The following is a 16493-nucleotide window of genomic DNA, read 5'->3' as shown; positions in this document are numbered from 1 at the left end:
CCATTCTCTGTCATCCCTCAATCGAAAGTTGGTATCGCCGCGCGCCGATGTCTGCTCTAATGCGTTGTCCCCGCGAGAGCTAAACTTCGCGGGCGGAATGAGGGAGGCCCGGATGGGCGCTGTGATCGGGAACATTGTTGTGATGGGCATCGTCACGGTGGTGTTCATGTTCGTACTCTCCGCCTTCGCTCGGCGCATTCTGGGTGTGCGGATCGGGATCACCCGCCTGCTGCTGGCCGGGCTGGTCGGGCTGGGAGCGGAGCTCGGATTCGAGGCCCGCTTCGTCTGGGGCGTGCAGGAGTACAGCCCGGCGTTGCTGCCGCTGCAGATCGGCATCGTGTTCTTCGCGGCGGTCGCCTTCCTTGTCATCGCCGAGCTGCTGGTCCCCGCCGGCACCATTCCCCGCCCCGATCGATGGCTGCACGCGTTCACGGCGTGGCGGTTGCGCACCCGCCGGTACAGCGAGGTGTCTCGCATCGCCGTTCGGCACGGCCTCGTGCCGTTTCGGCTGAACACCGAACAGTCGAGTGTCGGTAGCGCGGAGCGCCGCAAGCAGGCGCGGGCGCTCCGCGGTGCGCTCGAGGAGGCCGGCGGGGCATTCGTCAAACTCGGGCAGGTGCTCTCCACTCGCACCGACCTCCTGCCCGCCGAGTACCTCAGCGAACTGTCCATGCTGCAGCAGCGTGTGCCGGCGGCCGAGTGGGGCGAGGTGGCCGTGCTGTTGCAGGCAGAGCTGGGTGCTCCGGTCGACACCGTCTTCGCCTCATTCGACCAGACCCCGCTCGCCGCGGCATCCATCGGTCAGGTGCACAGGGCGCGCCTCGTCAGCGGGGAGGAGGTCGCGGTCAAGGTGCAACGGCCGGGCATCATCCCGTCGGTGGAGCGCGACCTCGACATCACCCTGCGGCTCGCGGCGCAGCTGGAGCAGAGCACGCAGTGGGGCAAGGAGCTCGGCGTGCGCGAGCTCGCGGCCGGCTTCGCGGCCAGCCTGCGCGACGAGCTGAACTACCGGATCGAAGCAGGGAACATGACCGCGATGGCCGTGACCCAGGCGAAGCACTCGGATGCCGCGCGCGTCGGCATCCCGGAACACTACGAGCAGTACTGCACCAGCCGCGTGCTCGTCATGGAACTCGTCGACGGCGACACGCTCAGTGACCGGCGTGCGCTGGAGCGGCACCCGGCGGAGCAGCGCACCGAGCAGGCCCAGCGGTTGCTGCGCTCGACTCTCGCCCAGATCATCGACGACGGGGTGTTCCATGCCGATCTGCACCCGGGCAATATCATCCTCCGTGCCGACGGCGAGCTCGTGCTGCTCGACTTCGGCTCGGTCGGCCGACTGGACTCCGAACTCCGCGGGCAGATCGGCGATGTGCTCCTCGCCTTCTACCGGGGCGACGCCGGCGCCTTCACTGACTCGCTCCTCGCCTTCGTCGAGCTGCCAGACGACATCGACGAGATCGCGCTGCGCCGACAGATCGGGGTGTTCGTCGCCACCAGGCTCGGCCCCGGCGCCTCGCTCGATGTCACGGTGTTCACCGAGATGGTGCGCATGCTCGCGGACAACCGCATCGCCGTTCCCTCCGAGCTGGCCCTGGCCTTCCGTGCCGTTGCGACACTCGAGGGCACGCTGCGTGTCCTCAGCCCGGAGTTCGACATCCTCACCGAGGCGGGCGGATACGCCGCGGAGCGCGTCGCCGCCGGGTTCACGCCGCAGGCGATCTTCACGAGCGTCAACGACGAGCTCCTCTCGGTGCTGCCGATCGTGCGGCGGCTGCCCGCCCGCATCGACCGTCTGAGCAGCGCCTTGGCCGAGGGGCGACTCAGCGTGAATGTGCGGCTCTTCGCCGATCGGCGGGACCGCGCGCTGATCCGGGACCTCGTGAACCTCGTCGTGGTCACCGTGCTCGCCGCCGCATTCGGCATCATGGCGGCGATGCTGCTGATCAGTGATGCCGGACCGCAGGTGACGCCGTCACTGAGTCTGTTCCAGATCTTCGGATACCTGCTGGTGCTGCTCTCCGGAATCCTGGCGCTCCGGGTGTTCTTCGACGTGTTCCGCGTGCGCAGCCGCGGCTAGTCGCCGGCGCCCCAGCTGGGGCGTTCAGGCGTGACGCTCGATACGATGAACGCATGTCCTATCGCGCCGCCGACGACCGCTACGACCGCATGCTCTATCGCCGTACGGGGCGGTCGGGACTGAAGCTGCCGGTGCTCTCGCTGGGGCTCTGGCAGAACTTCGGCGATGATCGCGCGCTCGATCAGCAGCGTGGAATCGTGCGCCGCGCCTTCGACCTCGGGATCACCCACTTCGATCTCGCCAACAACTATGGGCCGCCCTACGGCGCGGCGGAACGCAACGTCGGGCGTGTGCTGGCCGAGGATCTCGCGCCGTACCGCGACGAGATCGTCGTGTCGACGAAGGCCGGCTGGGACATGTGGCCCGGCCCATACGGCGTCGGCGCCAGCCGGAAGCACCTGCTGGCGTCGCTGGACCAGTCGCTGCTGCGGCTGGGGCTCGAGAACGTCGACATCTTCTACTCTCACCGCCCGGACCCCGGCACCCCGCTCGAGGAGACGGCGGCGGCGCTCGACCACGCGGTGCGCTCCGGGCGCGCACGGTACATCGGCATCTCCTCGTACGCCGCCGCCGCCAGCCGCGAGATGGCGGCGCTGCTGCGCGAGCTCGGCACGCCGCTGCTCATCCACCAGCCCTCCTATTCGATGCTCAACCGCTGGATCGAGACCGACGGCCTGCTCGACGCCGCTGGGCAGGAGGGCTTCGGCGTGATCGGCTTCACCGCGCTCGCGCAGGGACTGCTCACCGGCAAGTACCTCGGCGGTGTGCCCGACGGCTCTCGGGCGGCATCCGATGGCTCGCTCGGTGCCGACATGCTCTCCGACGAGAACCTCGAGCGGATCCGCGGTCTCGCCGCAATCGCCGAGCGGCGCGGCCAGAGCCTGGCGCAACTCGCCCTCGCGTGGGCACTCCGCGACGAGCGGGTGACGAGCCTCGTGATCGGCGCGAGCCGCGTCGAGCAGCTCGAGGAGAACGTGGCGGCCCTGGAGCGGCTCGACTTCAGCGCGGCGGAGCTCGCCGAGATCGACGCGTTCGCGGGTGACGCGGGTGTCGACCTCTGGGCGGATGCCCGCGGTGGCGGGCCGCTTCCTACGCTGCGCCCATGATTCCCGCGCCGTTCGGGGGAGCGCGGAATACCCGATGGGGGTATGCTGTTATGCACAGGTGAAAGATACCCCTAGGGGGTATCGAGAAGCACCTGAGCACAAGGAGACGGCATGAAAGCACCACTCACCCTCGGCCTGTACGGCCTGGCCCTGATCGCGGTCTTCGGGCTGAGTTACGGCGTCGCCGGAGTGGTCGCGGGGTCCATGGCCCCGCCGGCATCCGTGCCGCACGGCGAGACCCACGACGGGGCGGCATCATGACCGGCACCGACGTGAGCGGCACCGAACTGAGCGGAGCAGCTCTGGCCGCCGCCCAGAACATCGAACTCGAGATCGGCGGCATGACGTGTGCGTCGTGCGCGATGCGCATCGAGAAGAAGCTCAACAAGATCGACGGGGTTTCGGCGAGCGTCAACTACGCCACGGAGAAGGCGCGGGTGAGCGCCCCGATCGGCGTCGATATCGGCGCCATCATCGCGGAGGTCGAAAAGACCGGCTACACCGCCACCGTGCCCGTGAAGAAGGCCGAGCCGTCGAGCGTCGCTGCGGGCGAGGAACCGGATGCCGAGCTCACCGGCCTCCGCCAGCGGCTCATCGGCAGCATCGTGCTCTCGGTTCCCGTCATCGCGATGGCGATGATCCCCGCCCTGCAGTTCACCTACTGGCAGTGGGCATCGCTCGTGCTCGCGGCACCTGTCGTCGTCTGGGCCGCCTGGCCGTTCCACAAGGCGGCGTGGACGAATCTGCGCCACGGCGCGGCCACGATGGACACCCTGGTCTCGGTCGGCACGCTGGCCGCCCTGCTCTGGTCGCTGTACGCGCTCTTCCTCGGTACGGCCGGCATGCCCGGCATGACCCACCCATTCGAGCTCACCGTTTCCCCGAGCGACGGGGCGGCGAACATCTACCTTGAGGTCGCCGCCGGTGTGACCATGTTCGTGCTCGCCGGCCGCTACTTCGAGAAGCGTTCCAAGCGTCGGGCCGGGGCCGCGATGCGTGCCCTGCTCGAACTCGGTGCGAAGGACGTCGCCGTGTTGCGCGACGGCGCCGAGACTCTGATCCCCATCGAGGACCTCGCGGTCGGTGACGATTTCGTGGTGCGTCCGGGCGAGAAGATCGCCACCGACGGTGTCGTCGTCGACGGCACATCGGCCGTCGACGCATCGATGCTCACCGGTGAGTCTGTGCCCGTCGAGGTCGCAGCGGGCGACGCGGTGGTCGGCGCAACCGTCAACGCCGGAGGACGACTCATCGTGCGGGCAACCCGCGTCGGATCCGACACCCAGCTCGCCCAGATGGCCAAGCTCGTCGAGGATGCGCAATCGGGCAAGGCGGACGTGCAGCGGCTCGCCGACCGAGTCTCCGGCATCTTCGTTCCGATTGTGATCGCCGTCGCCGTGGCGACGCTCGGCGCCTGGCTCGGCGCCGGCTTCCCCGCCGCCGCCGCGTTCACCGCCGCTGTCGCGGTGCTCATCATCGCGTGCCCCTGCGCGCTCGGCCTGGCGACCCCGACCGCGCTGCTCGTCGGCACCGGACGGGGCGCGCAGCTCGGCATCCTGATCAAGGGCCCCGAGGTGCTGGAATCGACCAAGAAGGTCGACACCATCGTTCTGGACAAGACGGGAACGGTCACGACGGGCGCGATGACACTGCTCGCGGTGACAGCCGCAGACGGGACGGACGAGAGCGAGTTGCTGCGCATCGCCGGGGCCATCGAACACGCCTCAGAGCACCCGATCGCGCAGGCTATCGCCACGGGCGCGACGGCGCGGGTCGGCGCGCTGCCGGCGGTCGAGAGCTTCGTGAACATTGAGGGCAAGGGCGTTCAGGGCATCGTTGACGGGCACATCGTGCTCGTCGGCCGGGACTCGCTGCTCGCCGAGTGGGCGGTCACGATCCCGCCTGAGCTCGCGGCGGCCAAGGCCGAGGCCGAGGACTCCGGGCAGACGGCCGTCGTCGTGGCGTGGGACGGCCAGGCGCGCGGCGTGCTGGTGGTGGCTGATGCCGTCAAGACGACGAGCGCGGAGGCGATCGCGCAGTTCGTCTCGCTCGGCCTCACGCCGATCCTGCTCACGGGCGACAACGAGACCGTCGCGCGTCGGGTGGCCGCCGAGGTGGGCATCGAGCGGGTCATCGCCGAGGTGCTGCCGCAGCAGAAGCTCGAGGTGATCGCCCAGTTGCAGGCGGAGGGCCGTGTCGTCGCGATGGTCGGCGACGGGGTGAACGACGCCGCCGCACTCGCGCAGGCCGATCTCGGCCTGGCGATGGGCACGGGAACGGACGCCGCCATCGAGGCGGCCGACATCACCCTGGTGCGCGGCGACCTCCGCAGCGCGGCCGATGCGATCCGGCTCTCCCGGCGCACCCTCGGCACGATCAAGGTGAACCTGTTCTGGGCCTTCGCCTACAACGTGGCTGCGATCCCGCTGGCTGCGCTCGGGCTGCTGAACCCGATGCTCGCCGGCGCGGCAATGGCGTTCTCGAGTGTGTTCGTCGTGAGCAACAGCCTGCGGCTGCGCGGCTTCCGCTCACGGGCGTAGTACGCCACCTTCCGGCTCGCGTGTCGACAACGCAGGACCACAGCCTCGCCGCCCCTCCTGGGGGATCGGCGTCGCTCTGGTCCTGCGTTTCTCGTCGTGCGGCTAGGCGCGCTCGTCGACGATCCCGATGAAGCGGCTGCCGACACCGTAGACCTCGCTGCGGCTGAGGCCGGCGGCGGGCTCAGGCAGCTCGTGCATGTCGTGGTCGTCGCAGCTCAGGTAGGTGAACTCCGGCCACCACTTCTTCGGCCGTGCCGGCTCGGTGAAGCCGCAGACCACGCAGCTGAGCTGGACCCAGACCGGCTTCTTGCCCGTGCGGTTCGCCCGCGACTGGGCGAGCCAGGCCGGCGGGTTCGCGTCGATCTCGGCGAGCTCCTCCTCGCTGATGCGGGAGGGGATGCCGTTGCGGGTTGCCATCTCGAATGGAATGTCCAGACGGATGGCGGCGTCTCGTCTGCTGACCATGATGTCCAAGCGTAGGCGATCCGGCTGTGCGCGGAACATCGATGGTGCAGCGCGGCCAACTGTGCCACGCTGGCCGAATGTCGTGTTCACCGCGCACGACGCGGTTCAGCCGAGCGAGAGGTCAGCCAATGCCGATGAGTACGTCCGAGGAGATGACGAAAGGCTTCCTTGCGCGGCTGCTTGAGCCGAGAGAACGCACATCGCTCGGGCGCACGATCGTGCGTATCGCTCTCGGCGTGGGGCTCACATTCGCCGGCGTCGGCCACCTGACCTTCGCCCGCGAGGAGTTTCAGGCGCAGGTGCCGTCGTGGCTGCCGCTTGATCCCGATCTGGTGGTCGTGCTCTCCGGCGTCGCCGAGATCACCCTCGGCGGCGCGCTCGTACTGCTTGCCAAGCGGCGTGTTCCGGTCGGGTGGGCGGTTGCGCTCTTCTTCATCGCGGTCTTCCCCGGCAACATCGCGCAGTGGCTCGACGCCCGCGACGGTTTCGGTCTGGACACGGATGGCAAGCGTTTCGTGCGGCTGTTCTTCCAGCCGCTGCTCATCGTCGCCACGCTGTGGTCCACCGCGGCGTGGCGGGACCGCCCGCGCACCGCGACCGAGCTGGGGCGGCGGGCGGCCTAGGCTGGACGCGTGCCAGACGCCTCGACCCATCGCCTCGAATTGACGCTGAAGAAGCCGCTCTTCAACTGGCGTTCCAAGCCGACGGTCGTCATCGCCGGCCGGGGCCAGCCGGCGCAGTGGGGTGTCGGCACCTGGCAGCTTCCGTCCGTCGCGGAACGGGTCGGCGCCTCTGGCGTCATCCGAGTCTTCATCTTCAACAGGCTCTGGCGCTGGGGCACGGCCGTGTACGTCTTCGACGAGACGCCGCCGGCCGCGCTCGTCTACACGCCGCCGTTGCTGCCCTTCCTGCCCGGTCGCATCCGCCCCCGCTGATTCCACTGAGAGCGGCCAAATGGCCGCTACTGGGCGCGAAAAGCGGCCATTTGACCGCTTTCAACGGACGCTGAGGGATGGTGCGCGGCGCGTGGCCGGACGATAATCGGGGTCGACAGCGTCAGCAGAGAACAGCGTCAGCAGAGAAAGGTCGATCATGTCAGTGACACTCAACCCCTACCTGAGCTTCCGCGACAACGCGCGCGAGGCAATGGAGTTCTACAAGACCGTCTTCGGCGGCGAGCTCACGCTCAACACCTTCGGAGAGACGCCGGGCAGCAGCAGCGAGCCGAGCGACGCCGACAAGATCATGCACGGCCAGCTCGACGGCGAGAACGGCATCACTCTGATGGGCGCGGACACCCCGAAGCACATGGATCCGGGCGGAGACATCGTCAACGCCACGGCGATCTCGCTGAGCGGCGACGATGATGCGGCGCTGCGCGGCTACTGGGAAATGCTCACCGACGGCGGGGACGTCCAGCAGCCACTCGTCACCGCACCATGGGGCGACAGCTTCGGCATGTGCGCCGACCGCTTCGGCGTCAACTGGATGGTGAACATCTCGGGTTCCGGCCCGGCCTAGATCTCGCTCACGGCGCACAGGGCGTGGGGCACTCGGATGCCGCCCACGCCCAGTCGCGACGCGTAAAGTCGGAGCATGCGACTCTTCCTCATCCGCCACGGTCAGACCCCATCCAACGTGATCGGCGCGCTGGACACCCTCGTGCCGGGGCCCGGACTCACCGCGCTCGGCCACGAGCAGGCCGCCGCTGTCGGCGAGCTGCTCGCACAGGAACCGATCGGAGCGGTCTACGCCTCCAGCCAGCACCGCGCGCAACAGACGGCAGCTCCGCTGGCCGGACACCGGAAGCTTGACGTCATCGTCCGTGACGGGCTCCGCGAGGTGGCCGCCGGCGAACTCGAGATGCTCACCGACCGTCCATCGGTGCACGAGTACCTCCGCACCTGTATGGCCTGGGCGGCCGGCGATCTCGAGCTGCGGATGCGCGGCGGCGAGAACGGCCACGAGGCATTCGGCCGCTTCGACGCGGTGATCGAGGAGATCGTCGGCAGCGGGCACGAGAGCGTCGCCCTGGTCAGCCACGGCGCGATGCTGCGCGCGTGGGCCGGCCACGCGGTGCGCAACCTCGATGTGGAGTTCGTCACGGCGCGCCCGCTCACCAACACGGGCGTCGTCGTCATCGATGGCGACGGCACCCACTGGCATGCGGAGTCCTGGCTGGGCGCGGCCGTCACCGTCGCGCCGGATGAGGCGCGTTTCGACGGCGCGGCCGGCGAGCCGCTCGCCCCGGCGACCCGGGGCTGAGCCCGATGCCAGAGCACGGCCAGGCCATCGACGACAGCGCACGCTGCCCCTGCCTGAGCGGCGAAACGTACGCGGGCTGTTGCGGCCGGCTGCACCGCGGCGAGGCGGATGCCGCCACCGCGGAACAGCTGATGCGCTCGCGGTTCTCGGCATTCGCGCTCGGCGACGCGCCCTATCTGCTGCGCAGCTGGCACAGCAGCACCCGGCCGGCCGAGCTCGAACTCGACGAGGGGCTCCGCTGGTACCGGCTCGACATTGACGGCGCCAGCCGTGGTGGCATGTTGGATTCCGAGGGCACCGTCGAATTCACGGCCTTCTACCGCGACGAGGACGGCAGGGGCTCGCAGCACGAGAACAGCCGCTTCGTGCGCGAAGGCGGGCGCTGGGTCTACCTGGACTGAGCCTCGGCCCGCACGCCGGGCACGGCTCGGGGCAACACGATCGGCGTACCGTCATCCGGGTCGGGAATCACCCGGCACGGCATATCGAATACCCGCTCGACCAACTCCGCCGTGACGATCTCGGCCGGCAGGCCCTGCGCGATGATCTGGCCGTCGCGCATGGCGATGAGGTGAGAGGCGTAGCGGGCGGCGTGGTTCAGCTCGTGCAGAACGGCCACGATTGTGCGGCCGTGCTCGCGCAGCTCGGCGATGAGCTCGAGCAACTCCACCTGGTGCGCGATGTCGAGGAACGTCGTCGGCTCATCCAACAGGAGCAGCGGTGTCTCCTGGGCGAGCACCATGGCGATCCAGACGCGCTGGCGCTGCCCGCCGGAGAGCTCGTCGACCGGCCGGTCGCGCAGCGCCGTGACGCCCGTGCGGTCCATCGCATCGGCCACGGCTCGTTCGTCGTCGCGAGACCAGCGCGCGAAAAGCCGCTGGTGTGCAAAACGGCCGCGCGCGACGAGGTCGGCCACGGTGATGCCCTCCGGCGCCTGGGAACTCTGCGGCAGCAGGCCGAGACTGCGGGCCAGCTCCTTCGCTGGAATGGAGTGGATGTCGCGGCCGTCGAGTGTCACCGCTCCCGCACTGGGGCGCAACAGTCGGGCCAGTGCGCGCAGCAGGGTCGACTTGCCACAGGCGTTGGGGCCGACGATCACGGTGAAAGAGCCCGGGGGAATCGCGATGTCGACGCCGTCGATCACGGTGCGCCCGTCGTAGCCGATGTCGAGCCCGGTGCCGCGCAGTTCCGCGCGCCGCGCCCCCGTCATTGTGTCGTTCGCTGTCATCGCCTCTTCGTTTCTCTGGCCAGCAGCCAGACCAGGTAGAGCCCTCCGATCGACACCGTGACGGCGCCGACGGGGAGCGAGAGTCCGGGGATCGCGTGTTGCGCGATGATGTCGGAGACGCTCAGCAGTGCGGCTCCGACGAGGGCCGACGTGACGAGATCGACCGAGGTGCCCGAACGGGTGAGCCGGCTGGCGAGCTGGGGTGCCGCGAGGGCGATGAATGCGATCGGGCCGGCCGCGGCCGTGACCAGGGCCGTGAAGCCGATGCCGACGACGATCATGGCGAGTTTCGAGCGCTCAACGGCGAGGCCCTGCGCCGCGGCCGTCTCATCGCCGAGCTCGAGCACCCGCATCCGCGGCGTGATGAAGGAGGCGGCGACACAGAGCACAGCCATGACGATCAGCGCCGGCCCCAGCTGCTCCCACGTCACGCCATTCAGCGTGCCCGCGCCCCACACCGCCGCGCGCATCGCGAAGTCGATGTCGACTTTGACCATGATCCAGGTGTTGACCGAGGTGAGCATCGCGCCGACGGCGATGCCGACGACGATCAGTCGGAAGCCCTGCACCCCGCCCTTGTACGCGAGCAGATACACGGCCAGCGCGGTGGCGAGTCCGCCGACGAGGGCGCCGGCCGCGATCATCAGGTAGCCGCTCGCCCCGAACAGCATGGCGATCAACACGCCGCTGTACGAGCCCATGTTGAAGCCGATCACATCGGGGCTGCCGAGCGGGTTGCGGGTGAGTGATTGGAACACGGCCCCGCTGATGCCCAGCGCCGCCCCGAACAATGCGGCCCCCAGCACACGCGGAAGGCGCCACTCGACGACGACGGTGTGCACGGCGTCCGAGGACCGACCGAGCAGCGCCGCGACGATGTCGGGCAGCGACACCGTGTAATTGCCGAGGGAGAGGGCGAGAGCCGAGCACGCGACGACGACGAGCAGCAGCGCAGCCGCTACGACGATCGAGCGTCGGCGGAGTCGAAAGCTGATGGCGTCGCCGCGGCTCCGCACGACGATTGTGTCGTCGGCTGTGGCGAGCACCCGGCTCACAGCCCGCTCGCTTTCGTGCGGCGCACCAGGGCGATCAGCACGGGAGCGCCGATGAACGCGGTGACGATGCCGACCTGCAGCTCGGCCGGATACACGACCAGCCGCCCGAGAATGTCGGACACCAGCAGCAGCACGGGGGAGAGGACGAGGCAGAAGGGCAGGATCCACCGCTGGTCCGGACCGGTCAACCACCGCACGGCGTGCGGAACCATGAGCCCGATGAAGACGAGCGGACCCGCCGCGGCCGTCGCTGCACCGCAGAGCAGGGTGACCGCAACGACGGTGAGCACGCGGGTCGAGACCACGCCGGCGCCGAGCGATCGGGCCAGATCGTCGCCGAGCGCGATGGCGTTGAGCGATCGTGCGCTCGCCAGGGCCAGCACGAGGCCCAGGGCGATGAACGGTGCGACCGCGAGCACCGTACCCTCCGGGCGGTCGGCGATGCTGCCAGCACCCCAGTAGCGCATCCGGTCGAAGGTGTCGGGGTCGAGCAGTGCCATCGTCGACGAGAGCCCGCCGAGCACGGCGGCGAGGGCGATGCCGACGAGGGTGAGCCGCAGCGGAGTCGCCCCGCCGCCGCCCCTCGCCGCGATGCCGTAGACGAGGACGGTGGCGCAGACGGCCCCGGCGAAGGCGAATGGCAGGTACTGCTCAATGCGGGTGACGCCGAAGACGGCCACCCCGAGAACGACGGCGAAGCCCGCTCCCGCATTGACGCCCAGGATGCCGGGGTCGGCGAGTGGATTGCGGGTGAGCGCCTGTATCAAGGCGCCGGCCACCCCCAGAGCGGCGCCGACCGCGAGCCCGAGCAGGGTGCGGGGGAGGCGCAGCTCGGTGACCACGAGGTGCTCGGGCGAGCCGTCAGGGGCGGAGAGCGCCTCGAGCACGACGCCCAGCGGAAGTGCGCGCGATCCGATCGACAGGCTGAGGAAGACGACGACGGCCAACACCGCGAGGGCGAGAATGAGCAGCACCACACGCAAGCCGGTGCGCCCGGTGCGCCCGGTGCGCGGCGGTGCGACAACCGCCGAGGTGACCGTCATGCCGCCTGCTCGATGCCGGCGAACTCCGCAGCGGGATTCGCCGTCAGCCGCTCCAACGACAGCCCACACTCCCGGCTGAGTGCCTTCAGCAGGCCGTGGCGTGTCGCAAAGCCGGAGATCCGCATCGCGGCGGGAACACCGTCGCCGGCCCGCAGGCTCACGATGGCGAGGTTGAGGCGGGCCCTCGTCCGCCAGCGGGCGAAGGTGAGGCCGGTCTCGTCGATGAAGAGTCGCTGCACATGGCGGACGCTCGTGAATTGGCGTTCAGCCAGCTCGTCGAGGGTGCCGTCGAAGCGAGCGGCCTCGAGGGCGATTGAGTGCGCGACGGGATGCTCGGGGAAGCGCAACGGGAAGTACTCGCGAGTCGTCGCACGCAGCAGCTCCTCGAGTGCGGCTCGGAATGGTGCGCGCTCCTCGTCGGTCTCCGGGGCCGCGCAGAGCAGCACGGTGATGAACTCCGACAGCGCCGGAACAGGCCCGAGCACGCGCGTCTGGCCGTGAGGCGGCACGGCACTCGGCGAGAGCATCGGCCCGAGCGCCATCCCGCCCTCCGGCAGTGAGAGGGCGTGCTCACGCTCGGCCGGCAGCCAGGCGGCCTGCCCCTGTTGCAGCGTGATGTCGCGGCCGTCGACGGTGAGCCTGCCGACACCGGCGACCACATAAACAAGGTGCGGAACGGGGTGCGAATGCGCATCATGGCCCATGAAGCGGATCGCGTGAGTGCGCGCGGCGCTTCGGCCGAGTTCGGCGAAGTTCATGGAGTCCCTGGGATTGGTCGCGCTGGCGGCGAGGATGTCATGTTGGTCACGTCAGAAGTGACAAAGGATAGGCTAGCCTAACTCTGGGCACGCGGTGAGTCACCCGCACACGCCCCTCGCTCCCTTCGCATCACCGTCCCACCAACACAGAGGAACCATGTCCCGTCCGCGCCGCCCACTCGTCCTTCTCGCAGTCACCGCCGTGATCGCAGCCCTCACCGGCTGCTCGACAACGGTCCCGGAGGCCGCTGCGCCCGGTTCGGCCACAGTGGAGACCACCCGCACCGTCACGACCGACCAGGGCGATGTCACCGTTCCTGCCGAACCCGAACGCATCGTCGTCCTCAACTCGAACCTCGCCGGTTACTTCTTCGCCCTCGATGTTCCCGTGCTCGCCACGATCCCCGAGGTGCCAGGCCCCGGCGGCGGCGAGTACCCCACGACATGGGCGGAACAGGCCACGGAGGACGAGACCGTCATCCTGCCCTGGGGGGAGGACGGCTTCGACTTCGAGGCGATTCTCGCCGCCGAGCCGGATCTCATCGTCGGTGGTGGCCAAGGCTTCCCCGCGTTCCAGGCCGGTGAGGCCTACGACCGTCTGAGTGAGATCGCCCCCACCGTTCTGGTGAGCAAGACGCTGCTCAGCTGGCAGGACCAGCTGTCCTTCATCGCCGATGATCTTCTCGACCAGGCGGATGCCGAAGCCGAGCTCGTCGCGGAGTACGACGCCAGGGCGGCCGAGGTTGCAGCAGCGATCACGCTCCCGCCGGTGCCGGTCGCCTACCTGGTGATGACGGCGGACGGCGTGCCCTACTCGCTTCCCGAGGACTCGGCTCTGCCCCAGACGCTCGCCGAGCTCGGATTCGAGCCATCGCCGGTGATCGCAGACAACCCCGGCTTCGAGGCATTCGGGACGGGCGACTCCTTCGAACTCTCGACCGAGCAGGTGAGCCAGGTGCTCACGGCGCCGACGATCTTCACCTTCGGTTTCAACGCCGGCTCCAGCGATGTGGCAACACTGGCGCAGAACCCCGTGTACGCAGCGCTGCCGGCATTCGCCTCTGGCAACGCCTACGACCTGCCGAGCTGGGCATACCGCGCCGACTTCCTGCGCACCATGGAGCTGCTCGACTACATCGAGGCCGAGTTCTCCTAACCCCGATGCTCGAATGCCCCGGATCCGTTGACGCGATAGGCGCATCGGATCCGGGGCCGATCGCGCTCTCCGCCCCGAACACGAAGTGACATCATGGCCCACCGCTCCTTCACGACTCATCCCATCGTTCTGCGCCGTCTGCGCGTCGCGCGGGTGAGCGACATCACACCGCGCATGCGCCGCGTCACCCTGACCGGAGAACAACTGGAAGCCTTCGAGCGGGACGGGCTCAGCCTCGCCTCCTTCGCGAGCACCGGCTTCGACGATCACGTCAAACTCGTGTTTGCGAGCGACGGCGACATCGCCGCGGCGCTCCCGGTGCAGCTCGCCCAGACGATCGACTGGCCCACTGCGGCGAATCGTGAGATGCGTGATTACACTCCGCGCCGATTCGACCCGGTCGCCGGCGAGCTCGACATCGACTTCGTACGGCACGGCCATGGCCCGGCCGCCAGCTGGGCGGAGCAGGCGGTCGTCGGCGACGAGCTGCACATCGCCGGCCCCAAGTCATCGCTGCTGTTGCCGGAGAACATCGACGGCGTGATCCTCGCCGGGGACGAGACCGCCCTTCCGGCCATCGGCCGCTACCTCGACGAGCGGCCGTCGCAGGCCCCGGTGCACGTGGTCGTCGAACTACGTCACCCGGATGCCAGACAGGAGTTGGCGCTGCGCGCCGGCGACACGGTGCGCTGGGTCGAGGCACGGACGGAGGAGCCCGGCGCGATGCTCGAGGCCGTGGAACGGCTGCCATGGCCAGCTGGTGACGTCTACGTGTGGGCGGCGGCAGAGAGCGGCTCGCTGCTGCCGCTTCGTCGCTGGCTCAGCCGCGAGCGCGGCCTGCCGAAGAGTCACATCAACGTCACCGGATACTGGCATGCCGCGACGGATGACGGGCCGGGTGCAGCCACGGCTGCCCAGACGGGCCCGGCGCGCGCAGTAGACCCGGCTGCGCTGCTCTCGCCCGTGCCCTGGCTCGCGGCCAGGGCGGCGCTCCAGAGCGGGCTCGTCGACGCCGTCGCCGCCCGGCCGCGCCCGAGCCGTGACCTCGCCGCCGCCTGCGAACTGGACGAGCCGGCCACACGCACCCTCGTCGACTACCTCGTGTCGATCGAGGTATTCGCACCGTTCACGGATGCCGAGGGCGGTGAGACCGACGCGATTCGGCTCGGACCCGTTGGCGAAGCGATGCTCGGAGACGAGCACATGCTTGCGAGCCTCGAGGACACGCTCGAGTCCCGTGCGCTTCTGGCCATGGCCGAACTGGCACCCGCGCTTCACGGTGGTACCTCGGCATTCGCCAGGCGACACGGCCGCACCCTGCTCGACGAGCTGCACGCAGACTCCGGTCGCTTCGAGGAACGCCTCGGTGACGCGCTCGGCTTCGGCTTCGTGGTGCGCGGCATTCTCGAGCTGGACGCGCTGAAAGAGGCCGGCAGTGTTGCAGCCACCGGCGTCGGAAGTCTTGCGGTCGCCGATGCGCTCGGCGCAGAACGGCTGCTGACGATCGTCGAGTCCGCTGTTCCGCGCGCGGTGCTGCGGGAGGCCACCGGAACCACGGCCGCCGCGTTCAGCGAGGAGTGGCCGACGAGCGACCTCGCGGTCAGCGCGCTTGCGCTCGCGTACCGCTCCGACGAGGAGGCCGTTGCACTGTTGCTGGCGCTCGCCGGCGGATCCCGCCGCGCCATCGTGATCGAGCAGCTCGAGGGGGAGGGCCTCGGCCCGCCCGACCTGGCCGAGCACCGGCTCGTCGATCTGGCGGCGTCCGGCATCGCGGTCCGTGCCGCCTCCGACATCGCCCGGCTGGCCGAGGCGGCAGGGTGGACGCTCAGTGGGCAGAGCACGCTCGGTTGGAACTACGAGGCGTTCGAGCTGCGTCGCTGAGAGGCGGCCGGCGCCCCGGATTCCTATCACACCGGTTCCAGCGCACTCCAAGCAAGCCGCAAGCTGGCTCTGCCACGATGAGAGCATCATGTCAGACCGTTCAGACGCCCTGCAGCTGCCACCCGATCTCGAAGAACTCTCCCGCATTCGGCACGAGTTCGAGGGCCTGATGCTGCGGTACAAGTTCGGCATCGACGAAATGATGACGAAGCTGAACATCCTCAAGGAGGAGTTCAGCTACCGCGACGACTACAGCCCGATCGAGCACGTCTCCTCGCGCCTGAAGAGCCCGGAGAGCATCCTCGCGAAGGCCGTGCGGAAGGGGCTGGAGCCGACCGTCGAGCAGATCGCCGAGCACATCCACGACGTCGCCGGCATCCGCGTGACCTGCAGCTTCATCTCGGACGCGTACCGCATCTTCGACATGCTCACCGCGCAGGCCGACGTGACCGTGCTGCGCGTGCGCGACTACATCGCGGAGCCGAAGAAGAACGGCTACCAGAGCCTGCACGTGCTCATCGAGGTGCCGGTGTTCCTCTCCCAACGGGTGCACAAGGTCAAGGTCGAGGTGCAGATCCGCACGATCGCGATGGACTTCTGGGCGAGCCTCGAGCACAAGATCTACTACAAGTACGACGGCGATGTGCCCGACTCCCTGCTCGCCGAGCTGCGCGACGCCGCGGCGACGGCCAGCAGGCTCGATGTGACGATGGAGCGGCTGCACGACGACGTCAAGGCGCTGGATGCCGAGACCGAGCGCTACATCGACCCCATCTCCGTCGGCTCGCTCGAGCTTCCGGACACACTGCTGCGCACCTTCTGGCCGGCCGATGTCGCACCGGTGCCCGCGCTGGACGAGCTGCCGCGCCCGGACATCAGCGAGGCCTGACGCCGACCGGCCGCAGGCTCGCGCGGG

17 protein-coding genes are annotated in these 16493 nt (G+C 69.2%); 12 read left to right on the top strand and 5 right to left on the bottom strand.

Features of this window, described 5'->3' with window-relative positions:
- Positions 1–112: 112 nt before the first annotated feature.
- The 4 genes from ASC66_RS07230 (at position 113) to ASC66_RS07220 (ending at position 5726) form a co-directional block, all read left to right on the top strand.
- Complete coding sequence (locus ASC66_RS07230; RefSeq protein WP_055837012.1) at positions 113–2080, top strand: ABC1 kinase family protein; 1968 nt, start codon at positions 113–115, stop codon at positions 2078–2080.
- A 53-nt stretch (positions 2081–2133) separates the two neighbouring features.
- Positions 2134–3186 (top strand): L-glyceraldehyde 3-phosphate reductase, encoded by a 1053-nt coding sequence (mgrA, locus tag ASC66_RS07225; protein ID WP_055837009.1) that lies wholly within the window; start codon positions 2134–2136, stop codon positions 3184–3186.
- 111 nt (positions 3187–3297) lie between these two features.
- A complete protein-coding gene (locus tag ASC66_RS18075) occupies positions 3298–3447 on the top strand; it encodes a hypothetical protein (protein WP_157509691.1) in 150 nt (49 codons plus the stop codon).
- Positions 3444–5726 (top strand): heavy metal translocating P-type ATPase, encoded by a 2283-nt coding sequence (locus ASC66_RS07220; RefSeq protein WP_055837005.1) that lies wholly within the window; start codon positions 3444–3446, stop codon positions 5724–5726. Before ASC66_RS18075 ends, ASC66_RS07220 begins: the two co-directional genes overlap by 4 nt.
- Before the next feature lie 102 nt (positions 5727–5828).
- On the opposite strand, the gene ASC66_RS07215 is transcribed toward ASC66_RS07220, so the two are convergent.
- Positions 5829–6191 (bottom strand): hypothetical protein, encoded by a 363-nt coding sequence (locus tag ASC66_RS07215; protein ID WP_055838324.1) that lies wholly within the window; start codon positions 6189–6191, stop codon positions 5829–5831.
- 134 nt (positions 6192–6325) lie between these two features.
- Between ASC66_RS07215 and ASC66_RS07210 the strand changes: the two genes are divergently transcribed.
- The 5 genes from ASC66_RS07210 (at position 6326) to ASC66_RS07190 (ending at position 8857) form a co-directional block, all read left to right on the top strand.
- The gene (locus tag ASC66_RS07210) at positions 6326–6814 is read left to right on the top strand and encodes a DoxX family protein (RefSeq protein ID WP_502691580.1); all 489 of its coding nucleotides are present in this window, start codon (positions 6326–6328) and stop codon (positions 6812–6814) included.
- 9 nt (positions 6815–6823) lie between these two features.
- Complete coding sequence (locus ASC66_RS07205; protein WP_055837003.1) at positions 6824–7126, top strand: hypothetical protein; 303 nt, start codon at positions 6824–6826, stop codon at positions 7124–7126.
- Positions 7127–7283: 157 nt separating this feature from the next.
- Positions 7284–7712: a VOC family protein gene (locus ASC66_RS07200; RefSeq protein WP_055837000.1), complete on the top strand. Its 429-nt coding sequence runs from the start codon at positions 7284–7286 to the stop codon at positions 7710–7712.
- Positions 7713–7787: 75 nt separating this feature from the next.
- Complete coding sequence (locus ASC66_RS07195; protein ID WP_055836998.1) at positions 7788–8456, top strand: histidine phosphatase family protein; 669 nt, start codon at positions 7788–7790, stop codon at positions 8454–8456.
- A 5-nt stretch (positions 8457–8461) separates the two neighbouring features.
- Positions 8462–8857, top strand: a complete 396-nt coding sequence (locus tag ASC66_RS07190) for a YchJ family protein (protein ID WP_055836996.1) — start codon at positions 8462–8464, stop codon at positions 8855–8857.
- Here the strand turns inward: ASC66_RS07190 and ASC66_RS07185 are convergent.
- The 4 genes from ASC66_RS07185 to ASC66_RS07170 are packed head-to-tail and all read right to left on the bottom strand — an operon-like array spanning position 8845 to position 12540.
- Positions 8845–9684, bottom strand: coding sequence for an ABC transporter ATP-binding protein (locus ASC66_RS07185; RefSeq protein WP_055836994.1), 840 nt, complete (start codon positions 9682–9684; stop codon positions 8845–8847). The two genes, ASC66_RS07190 and ASC66_RS07185, sit on opposite strands and share 13 nt — an antisense overlap.
- On the bottom strand, positions 9681–10739 hold the full coding sequence (locus tag ASC66_RS07180; RefSeq protein WP_200944777.1) for a FecCD family ABC transporter permease: 1059 nt from the start codon (positions 10737–10739) through the stop codon (positions 9681–9683). Before ASC66_RS07180 ends, ASC66_RS07185 begins: the two co-directional genes overlap by 4 nt.
- A complete protein-coding gene (locus ASC66_RS07175) occupies positions 10736–11782 on the bottom strand; it encodes an iron chelate uptake ABC transporter family permease subunit (protein ID WP_082492123.1) in 1047 nt (348 codons plus the stop codon). Before ASC66_RS07175 ends, ASC66_RS07180 begins: the two co-directional genes overlap by 4 nt.
- Positions 11779–12540 (bottom strand): cupin domain-containing protein, encoded by a 762-nt coding sequence (locus ASC66_RS07170; protein ID WP_055836991.1) that lies wholly within the window; start codon positions 12538–12540, stop codon positions 11779–11781. The genes ASC66_RS07175 and ASC66_RS07170 overlap by 4 nt, the downstream gene beginning before the upstream one ends.
- Positions 12541–12697: 157 nt before the next feature.
- Between ASC66_RS07170 and ASC66_RS07165 the strand changes: the two genes are divergently transcribed.
- The 3 genes from ASC66_RS07165 (at position 12698) to ASC66_RS07155 (ending at position 16466) form a co-directional block, all read left to right on the top strand.
- Positions 12698–13696, top strand: a complete 999-nt coding sequence (locus ASC66_RS07165) for an ABC transporter substrate-binding protein (protein WP_055836988.1) — start codon at positions 12698–12700, stop codon at positions 13694–13696.
- A 93-nt stretch (positions 13697–13789) separates the two neighbouring features.
- Positions 13790–15577, top strand: a complete 1788-nt coding sequence (locus ASC66_RS07160) for a siderophore-interacting protein (RefSeq protein ID WP_055836985.1) — start codon at positions 13790–13792, stop codon at positions 15575–15577.
- Positions 15578–15665: 88 nt separating this feature from the next.
- Positions 15666–16466, top strand: coding sequence for a GTP pyrophosphokinase (locus tag ASC66_RS07155; protein ID WP_082492122.1), 801 nt, complete (start codon positions 15666–15668; stop codon positions 16464–16466).
- The last annotated feature ends 27 nt before the right edge of the window (positions 16467–16493 follow it).

The organism is Leifsonia sp. Root4 (genome assembly GCF_001425085.1).
Lineage (GTDB): Bacteria > Actinomycetota > Actinomycetes > Actinomycetales > Microbacteriaceae > Microterricola.
This window is presented reverse-complemented; position numbering and strand designations above follow the sequence as displayed.